The organism is Streptomyces sp. TRM68367 (assembly GCF_014495685.1).
Lineage (GTDB): Bacteria > Actinomycetota > Actinomycetes > Streptomycetales > Streptomycetaceae > Streptomyces.
On the sequence record NZ_JACTVI010000163.1, the window covers coordinates 1 to 9,892 of the forward strand.

Sequence of the window (9,892 nt, forward strand, 5' to 3'; positions counted from 1 at the left end):
CGACAGCCGCACACCCGGGATCGACCGGTACATCCGCGCCGCGTCGTCCAGCGGGTTCCCGGCCAGCGACGGCACCGCGTCCGCCGCCTGCAGGCCCGCCAGCACCTCGTACACCGAGTGGCCTCGGGTGGGCAGCAGCCATCCCAGCAGCGACAGCGACAGCCCGTCCGCATCCCCGTCCGGCACCAGCGCCTTGAACGCGTGCCCGATCTGTGCCGCTGTCTCGGACACCCCGGTGGCCAGCGGGATGCCCCGGCCGCTCAGCGACCCGGCCGTCGGGACCGGCCGGCCCAGCAGCGGCGACTCCGACGTGAACGGCGAATCCTCGGCGGAGACCGCGTTGGAGAGTGCCGTCATCAGCTCGCGGACATCGCCGCGCTCCAGCAGCTCCTGGGGCCCGGACGCCCCGTCGTCGCGGAAGTTCCGCCAGATCTCCTGCGCACTGCGCTCGGGGTGCGCCTGGGAGAGCACCTCGAACAGGCGGGACACACCCTGCCGGGCTGCCGCCACCGCCCTGGGGTGTCCGGCCGCGAACGTGGCCAGCCGCTCCTCGAACTCCTTGACCTTCGGCAGGTACGCCGCGTCCGCGTACAACGGGCGCAGAGCTTGGTCCCCGCCTACCGCCGGACCCCCATGAGCCAGCTGCATCTGCTCCGCGCGCTCGATGTCGAACGGCGCGTCGTCGGCGGCGGGAGCGGCCAGCTCCTGCGGGCGCGGGTCCTCGGCGGGCGTGCCCTCGGCGCCGAAGACGTACCGCTTGCCGGTGAGCGTGTCGTGGATGACGAACCGGGCGCGGGGATTGCCGTCTTCTTCCGGCTCGTCGTCCGGCGCGTCGGAGATGAAGCGCGACTCCGGGTTGTCCACCAGCCCGAATCCCACGAAGCTGCCGTCGTGGGGGTCGTGGGCGACCTGGACCCGCACCCCTGCCAGCTCCGGGGGCGCCTCGTGCAGGTACACCTCGTGCGAGAGCACCTCGCGCGGGAGGCCCTCGCGCGGGGGTCCGAAGATCGTCGTGAGGCCCGTCGCCTCGTGCACCACCTGGCGTCCGCCGTCGACCTCGACAGGAGACACGGTGAAACCGTCATGGGTACCCGAAGCGGCCCCGGACGCCTCCATCTCCTCCAGCGCCCGCCGCGCATCCGCCCACACCTGCTCGTGCACTGCGGCCCGCAGCTCCGCCAGGCCATCGGGATGCGTGAACCCATCCATCTGCGAACGGGCGAGAATCTCCGTCGAGTCCGCCACGATCAACGGCAGCAGACGAGGATCCAGTGCGCGGCGAACGGCACCGGAGGCCGCCGACTTGGGCAGGGTCTCCTCGAAGATCCGCGCCAGTTCCGGCTCGTACTCGACACCCACGGTGCCCAGTTCGTTCTCCGGCTCCACCAACGGCGTGAGCGACGGGAACAGTCGCTCACCCACCTGCCGCAGCCGCCTGCGCAGCGGCGTCTCGCCGCCACGGCGCACCGACACCAGCGACCCGTCCCGACGGAACCTCAGCTCATCGCCCGTGACGTGGTCGGTCAGCACGAGGCGGCCGTCCGGCCTGCGCTGCACCCCGTGCGACGCCGAGACCCACGGATCGTCGGCGTCCAGCTCCGCCGCAACCCCGGCAGGCGCACCGTCGGAGCCCAGGACACGCCGCAGCCGGATCCGCGCGCCCGCCAGGTGCCCGTCCAGGTTCCCGGTCAGCGGCACCTCGACGTCCCGCGGCACACCGTTGCCGTCGAAGTGCCAGCCCAGCTCGTCCCCCGGTGCACCGACCGACACCCCGGTCAGCGCACCGGACTCGTCGCGGGCCTCCTGGACCTGGTAACCGTCCGCCGCCGTCCCGTCCTCGCCGACCACCGACACCACCCGCCCTCCCTCGCCGACGGCCGTACGCAGGAAGTGCGCCGTCCCCGCCAACCGCACGTCCAGCGCCTGCGGCAACAGGTCCTCGCTGTGGTGCCACCTAACGTCCCCCGACGTTTGGGCAACGGTGTAGCCGCCATCGGCCCGCGATGTCACCGTCCAGCCGGGAACCGGCCTCATGTCCCGGCCCACGACCTCCGGAAGCACCGGCAGATTCAGCAGCTCGTACCGGGCGACCACCTCCGGCGACGGCACCACCAGCCGGAACTCGGGCACCATGGGCAGCTGCTCGGAAACCGTCGGCAGACCCGGCCGCCAGACCGCCCGCTGCCTGGCACCGGACTCCGCCTGCGGGAACTCCCGCACCTCTTCCGCGACGCCGCCGGACGCCACCGGCTCAGCGGGCTGCTCCCGCCTCGCCTCGGCCGACGGTGCCTCAACCGTGGCCTCCCGTTGGCTCTGCTCGGACGTCTGCGTGCGGGGCTGTCCCGACTCGGTGTCGTTCCGGTCGCCGTGACCGGTGCCGGGCCGCGCGATGTCCTGGTCCTCGGCGACGGAACCCCGTCGCGTCGGACCGCTGCTCCTGCCCGCGCTTGTCCCCGCACCCTCGGCCGACGCGGTCTCCGGCACCACACGGGGCGGCCGCGACTGGGACGTGGTGTCGGTGGCACCGCCCCGCAGCCCGGACCGAGACGCACTCACGCCCCGTTCCGCGGCAAGGGCCTTGGCCACCGCGACGGCACGGGGGGTCGGGTCCGCGTCGCCCGCGGACTCGTGCAGTTCCTGGGCCACTCGCATCGTCGCCCAGTACTGCTCCGAGTCCCGCTCCAACAGCGAACCGCGGCCCTCGGTCACCGTCAGGTCGAACGGGTTGTGCTCCGCCGTGATCCGCGACGCCTCCGCCCACAGCTGACCTGCCGTCGGCTCGTCCAGCTTGCCGAACGTCTTCGCGAACCGCTGGAGCTCCGCCGACGGAGGCGCCACCTCCCGGGCCTCGATCAGCTCGTAGTCGCCCACCTCGTCGTCGGTGTCGGGCGACCGGGCCTCGATCTTCAGCCGGGCCCCGGGAAGCAGCAGCACCTCGTCCTCTTCGTCCTGGGCCGAGAACGCCGTGATGTCCCGGCCCCAGTGGCCGCTGAGCTGCGCGAGGACCAGCACGGGCCGTTCTCCGGGCAGGAGGTTGTGCCGCATGAAGTCCCTGGCCACGTCCTCGTCGCGGCTGAAACTGGCGAACGCCGGGAAGGAGAACTCCAAGCGGCCGGATTCGGCCGGGTCGCCATGACCGGTGCCCGCGAAGAGTTCTCTCACCGAGCGCTTGCCGCGCCACACCTCGCCGGTCGCGGGCGGCAACTGCTCCAGCGCTTCCAGCAGCATCGCGGCGTGGGCCGCCATCTCCCGCTCGACGGCGGGCAGCAGCCTCTCGGCGACGGTGTAGAGCTCCTCCGTGTACCGCGCATTCGCCTCCTCCGTCAGATCGTGGCGGTCGGCGAGGATCGCCCCGGCGACCGGGTCACCGGTCAGTACGGAGGTGATGTTCGTGAGCGGCTTGCCGAAACGCTCGTCGATGGTCCGCCTGAGCCGTTTGCGCAGCTCCGGCCGGACCTCGGCGGGCCCGAACTTGAGCACGGTGTTGATCAGCGCGGAAGCCGTCCCGGTGTACACCATCAGGGCCACGAAATGCGGCAGGGACAGCCGTTCCAGCACCTTCTCCGGCGCCGCGTCGTGCATGAGCAACCAGCGCTCGACCGACGGCTCGTCCTCTATGTCGGACAATGCCAGATCGCCCATAGGATCGGTGACGAGCTCGGCGAACTCCTGCCTTCGCCGCATGGCTTGCCGCAGCATCGACTCTGCGGGCTCGGCGAAAGTTCCGTCCTGGACCTTGGACCAGTAAACAGCCTCATGCGGCAGCAGGCCGTCGGCAGCGATCTCGTCGCGGACCTCCTTGAGCTCCAGCCCCGGAATGGAGCGGTACATCCGCGCGGCGTCCTCCAACGCGTTCCCGGCCAACGCCGGCACCACACCCGCCGTCCGCAGACCCGCCAGAACCTCGTAGAGCGACTCCTCTCCGCGCGGCAGCAGCCACCCCATCAGGGCCAACGCGAACCCTTCACCGTCTTCGCGGGAGAGGTTCAGCACACTGAGCAGGTGGCCGAGCTCCGCCGCCGTCCGCGACGCGCGCTCGGTCGGGGGTGCGGCCGTGGCGCCCTCGCGCAGCGCCGGAACGTCCAGGCCCAGCTCCTGCGCCTTCGCCCAGTCACCCGAGCTGGTGATCCCACGCAGCAACGCCGGCAAGGCCAACGGTGAATCACTGGCGAGCGCCGCGTGATGGACAGCCGCCATCACATCCGGTAGGCCCAGCGACAGCAGCTCGAACAGATCGGTCGGCCAGCCGGCCGCCTGGTCCTGATCCGCCGCCATCTGATCAGCCGGGCGAAAGACCTGGACAATCTCCTCCTCGTCCCGGTCCGGATGCGCCTCGGAGAGCACCTCGAAGAGAACGCTCGCAGTGACCTGTGCCATCTTCAGTGCCCTGGGGTGACTGGACGCGTACTCGGCCAGCCTCTGCTCGAAGGCCTGGGCCAGAGGCACATACGCCGGGTCGGTGTACAGCACGCTCAGCGACCCCGGGCGCTCGCGGAACACCTCTGAGCCGTCCGGAACCGACGCGGCCTCGCTCATGGGCACGTCGGACTCCGTCGTCGCTCCGGACCCGCTGGACTCGCCGACCACGACGTCGGGGGAGCCGCCCAGCAGCCGCTCCCGCACCGCACTGACACCCCGACGCGCGGCCAGTTCCCGTGCCGTCTCGACCGCCCGATCGAGCCGGTCCGCCCGGCCCGCGAACTCGTGCAGCACCTGCGCCACACGCAGCGTCGCCCAGTACTGCTGCGAGTCCCGCTCCAGCAGTGAACCGGCACCTTCGGCCACCGTCAGGTCGAACGGGTTGTGCTCCGCCGTGATCCGCGCCGCCTCACGCCACAGCTCCCCGGCGGCCTGCTCGTCCAGCTTGCCCAGCGCCGCCACGAACCGCTTGAGGTCCGGCAGCGCCGACAAGTCGCCGGCGTAGTCCGGGCTCTCCCCGGCCCGGCCTTCCTGGCCCTGCGCGTCCGCTACCGTCCGCTGCCACGCGTCGGCCAGCCGGGTATACGTGACCTGCTGTCCGGAGGTCTCCAGTCGACGGACGAGTGCCACCAGCCGCGCCCGAGCACCCTCGTCGACCGGGGTGATCGCCCCTAGGCCGTCCAGGCGGCGTACCAGCGCGTCCAGGTGCGTGCCGGCGATCTGCCTGTCCGGGCCGACCCGCAGAAGGCCGCGAGCCAGATCCGCCGTACGGCGTACGTCCGTCAGGCGCTCGAGCGTCAGGTGCTCAGGCCCGCCGTACACCTCACCGGCCAGCGGGCCCAGATGCCAGACCTGCCGTCCGTCCGCCACGCCGATCCGGCCGGCCAGCGGCAGCAGATCGTCGTGCTTGACCACCGAGCCGTAACCGGCGATCTGCTGCAAGGCGTTCCGCAGCGCGCCGTGCGGGAGCTCCGGCGGTTCCTCGACGGCCTCAACCAGTTCGTAAGCGCGTCTGCCGTCCCCCTCGCGGACCTCCCGGGAGGTGATGTTCAGGCGCGCCGTGGGCAGCAGCAGCACCTCCTGCTCGTCCTCGTTCAGGGAGAAGGCCGAGATGTCCCGGCCCGCGTTCCCGCTGAGCTCGGCGCGGAGGAGGACGCGGTGCGAGCCTTGCAGCGGGGCCTTCCTCGCAAACAGGAAGGTGTCCGCTGCTGCCTCACGGTCCCTGCTGAAGCTGGCGAACTTGTCGAAGGAGAGCTCCGTGCCCTCGTAACCCACCAGGCGCGTACCGCGCCAGACTTCACCAGTCGCGGGCGGCAACTGCTCCAACGCGTCCAGCAGCATCGCGGCGTGGGCCGCCATCTCCCGCTCGACGACGGGGAGCAGCCGCTCGACCACCGCTTGGAACCGCGCACGGTGCTGTTCCAGTTGCTCGCGGTCCATGCCCCGGGGACTCACAGTCGTCAGAGCAGCGAACTCCGGTTGATCGCGCAGCGCGGGAGGCAGACCGCTCCCATCGCGGAGGTGCTCCTCGACGAGCCATTCGACCTGGCTGCGCAGTGCCGAACCAGCCTCGATGGGATCGGACTTGATCAGCGGATTGATCAGCTGGTAGGTCGCGCTGCTGTACGTCGCGAGCGCGGCGAAGTGAGCCGGGGTCAGGCGCTCCAGCAGCTGGCGCGACGTCATGCCGTTCAGGCGCAGCCAGTCCTCCGCCCATCCGTCCTGATCCGGGTCATCGGGCAGCGGCTGGTCGATGAGGCGCTCGAAATCGCTCCTGTGTTCCTGAACCAGCTGTAGCCCGAACGCCTCGAGCCCGGTGAAGCCCCCGTCCTCGACCGGAGTGAAGAACTTGGACCAGTAGGTGGCCTCGTGCGGCAGCATGCCGTCGACCGCGACCCGATCCCGCAGCTCGACCGACGACACCCCCGGAACGGACCGGTACATGCGCGTCGCGTCGTCCAACGGGTTCGCCGCCAGCGACGGCACGACGTGCGCCGTCTGCAGGCCCGCCAGGATCTCGTACAGCGAATGGTCCTGGAGCGGAAGCATCCAGCCGATCAGGGCCAGTGTCAGGCCCTCCGCGTCCAGACCGGGAACATGCAGCAGCTTGAAGGCGTTGCCGATCCGCGCGGCGGTACCGGAGACGCCCGCCGTCATCAGCATGCCCCGCCTGCCGTGCATCTCACGGAACAGCTCGGACGACTCGTCCAGTGTGAACCGGGCCTTGCCCGAGACGGAACTCATGGGCAGTTCCGGACCCTGCTCGCCCCGAGCCAGGTCGCCGGCGCGCGGTTTCTCGACGGCCGTGGGCTCCTCGACGATCCGGGTAATCCCGGTGACCGTCCGGCCCTTGGTGCCCTCCGGCGCGTCGTAGTGCACTTCGACACCCAGCACACCGGGAGCCGCACGCAACTCGTCCAGCAGCGGCGCACCCTGCTCGTCGAAGGGCACCTGTTCCAGCGGCACCTTCTCGGTACGGAAGCCCAGGACCTGAAGAGCACCCTGGTTGGCGGCGAGGAAGGCCACCTCGCGCTCGCTCAGCCCGACGCGGAGACGCGCCCATTCGCTCGGCGTGGCGGCGTTGTCCCCCTTCAGCCGGTCCGCCTCCGGACGCGGCAGGCGGTGCCTGAAGTACTGGTCGCCCCAGTACTTCGCGGCCTCCTGCTTCCAGGACGGCGCCTGCGCCGCCAGGTTCCCGAGACCGAAGAAGTCCTTGTCGAACATCGCCGCCTTGTCCGGCGCGACCCGCTCGACCGCGGCACGCAACCGGGCGCGCAGATCGCTCCCGAGGTAGGCGTCCTGGTCCCGCAGCGACCGCACGTCCAGGCCCAGGCGTTCCGCCTTCGCCCAGTCGCCGGAGTCGGCGATCGCGTGGAGCAGTGACCTGAGAGTCAACGGAGACCTGTTCTCGATGGCCGCGTTGAAGAAGGCCGTCATCAGTTCCCGTACGCTGCCGCGCTGCAGCAGCTCTTGGAGAGCGGACAACCCGTGGTCGGCACCGATCTGACCCGCCGACGTCAGGTCGCCGGCGAAAAAGACCTTCGCGATCTCATCCTCGCTCAGGTCGGGATGCGCCTGGGCGAGTACGTCGAACAGGCGGGCCACGCCCTGCCGTACCGCCTCCAGCGCTCTCGGCTGGCGGAACGCGTACGCGCCCAGCCGCTTCTCGAACTCCCGCGCCGTGGGGGCGTACGTCTTGTCCGCGTACAACGCCCGCAGGCCGCGGTCGGTAGCGGGCGCGAGGGAGGCGTCCGGCACCAGGTCGGCGACCGGCGCCACACCAACCGCCCCCGCCACCGCGTGAGGTGAGGGGACCTCGGCGGACGTACTGGTGCCCTCGAGCTTCGCGAGGAAGGTCTTGAGGGAGTCCGCCTGCGGCACGCGGGAATCCCGTGCTTGGCGGGCCTCGGGTGCCTCCACCACCCCGGTTTCGCGGACCAGGGGCGTCTCCCGCACGGCTTCGGCCATGCGGGCGGCGACCCCGCCGAGCAGGCCCTCGCGCGCAGAGCCGGTGCCGGCACCGCGCTGCGCGGCCAGATCCCTGGCCGCCGCTGTCGCCCGGTCCAGCCGGTCGGGCGTGTCCGCGTACTGGTGCAGCACGTGTGCCACACGCATCGTCGCCCAGTACTGCTCGGGGTCACGTTCCAGCAGGCCCCGGGCGCCCTCGGCGACCGTGAGCGGGAACAGGTGGTGCTCCGCGGTGATCCGCGACGCCTCCGCCCACAGCTGACCTGCCGTTGGCTCGTCCAGCTTGCCGAACTGTTGCTCCGCGAACCGGCGGACCTCGGGGGGCACCCCCTGCGCGGACCGCGGCGGCACCTTCGACGTACGCGCGTCGCCAGGCGCGTCTGCCAGCTGATGCGGCCGCTGCTCCGGACGCAGCGGATCCGTCACCGGGTACATCAGCTCCCGCGCGTCGCCCTGAGCCGCCCCCCGCGACGGCTGCACCGGCTGCCGGGCATCCGGCGTCTGCCACCGGTCCGCGAGGTGCGCGTACGTGACCGGGCCAGGCGTCTGCAGGGCCGCGACCAGGTTCAGCAGCCGGATACGTGCGTCCGGCTCGACCGGGGTATCCGGGGCGGCGCGGTCCAGACGGCGCACCAAGGCGTTCAGGTGCTCGCCGGTGACCGGCTGGTCGGCGTCGAGGTTCAGGACCCGGCGCGCCAGGTCCGCGGTGCGACGCACGGTTGCCAGAGCCTCGACGGTAAGGTGCTCGGTGCCCCCATGGATCTCACTGGCCAGACCGGCCAGGCGCCACACCTGCAGGCCGTCCGCCGCGCCGGTCCGCCTCGCGAGCGGCTGGAGATCGCCGCGCGTCACCACGGGACCGGAACCGGGAAGCCGCTGGAGGGCATCGCGGAGCCCGGCGGCCTGGATCTGCGCTTCGACCGCGGTTGCCCCGAGGTCGAGGACCGGGAACTCCGGCGCCTCTTCGACGGCCTCGATCAGCTCGTATTCCTTGATCTCGTACCCGTAGCCGTAGGTGTCCTCGTTGGGGACGATCCGGCGGGAGCTGATCTCCATCCGACTCCCGGGAAGCAGCAGTACCTCCTGCTCCCGCGGGTTCGTGGAGAAGGCCGAGATGTCCCGGCCCTGGTTCCCCCTGAGCTTGCCCTGCATCAGTACCGGGTGGGTCTTGGGTTGCTCGGCGAACGAACCCAAGAAGTACTCGGCCTCACGACGGGACCGGCTGAAGCTGGTGAACGACGCGAAGGAGAGCTCGAGGTAGGACTTGGCCCGCCATGCCTCGCCGAGTGCGGGCGGCAGCAGCGACAGCGCGTCCAGCAGCATCGCGGTGTGGAGCGGGATCTCCTGTTCGTAGTGCGGCACGAGCTTCTCCGCGGCGTCCTGGAGCCGCTCGCGCAGCCGCGCCCGTTCCTCGGCCGTCGTCTCCGCGAGCGGGGTGCTGAACAGCCGGTCGAGGTCCGGACCGTCCTTCAGCACGGCCAGCACCTTCGCCAGGGTGTCCTGCGCGTTCCGGTACTCCTCCTCTCCGAGGAGCCTGTCGATGAACGCCCTGACCGCGATGCGCAGCGCAGCGCGGCTGGACCCGCCCGTGTTTTTGAGCATGCCGTTCATGACCTTGTACGCGGGGCTGGTGTAGGCCATCAGGGCGACGAAGTGGGCGGGGCTCAGCCGCTCGACCACCTGTCGCGGCGTCATGCCGTTCTCGCGCAGCCAGCGGTCGACGTACTCCACACGCCCCCACTGGCTCGGCGGCAGGTCGATGAGCCGCTGGAAGATCCTCCGGCGCTCCTCCGCCATGAGCACCCTGGTGTCCTCAGGCGACGCGAAGCCGCCGTCCTCGGGCGGGGTGACGACCCTAGACCAGTAGACGGCCTCGTGCGGCAGCATGCCGTCCTCGCCGACCTTGTCACGCAACTCCGACAGCCGCACACCCGGGATCGACCGGTACATCCGCGCCGCGTCGTCCAGCGGGTTCCCGGCCAGCGACGGCACCGCGTCCGCCGCC

At 71.2% G+C, this 9,892-nt stretch carries 1 pseudogene; it reads right to left on the minus strand.

Annotation, left to right across the window (positions count from 1 at the left end):
* Positions 1-9,892 (minus strand): annotated as a pseudogene (locus tag H8R17_RS42955) (hypothetical protein); the annotation flags it as partial.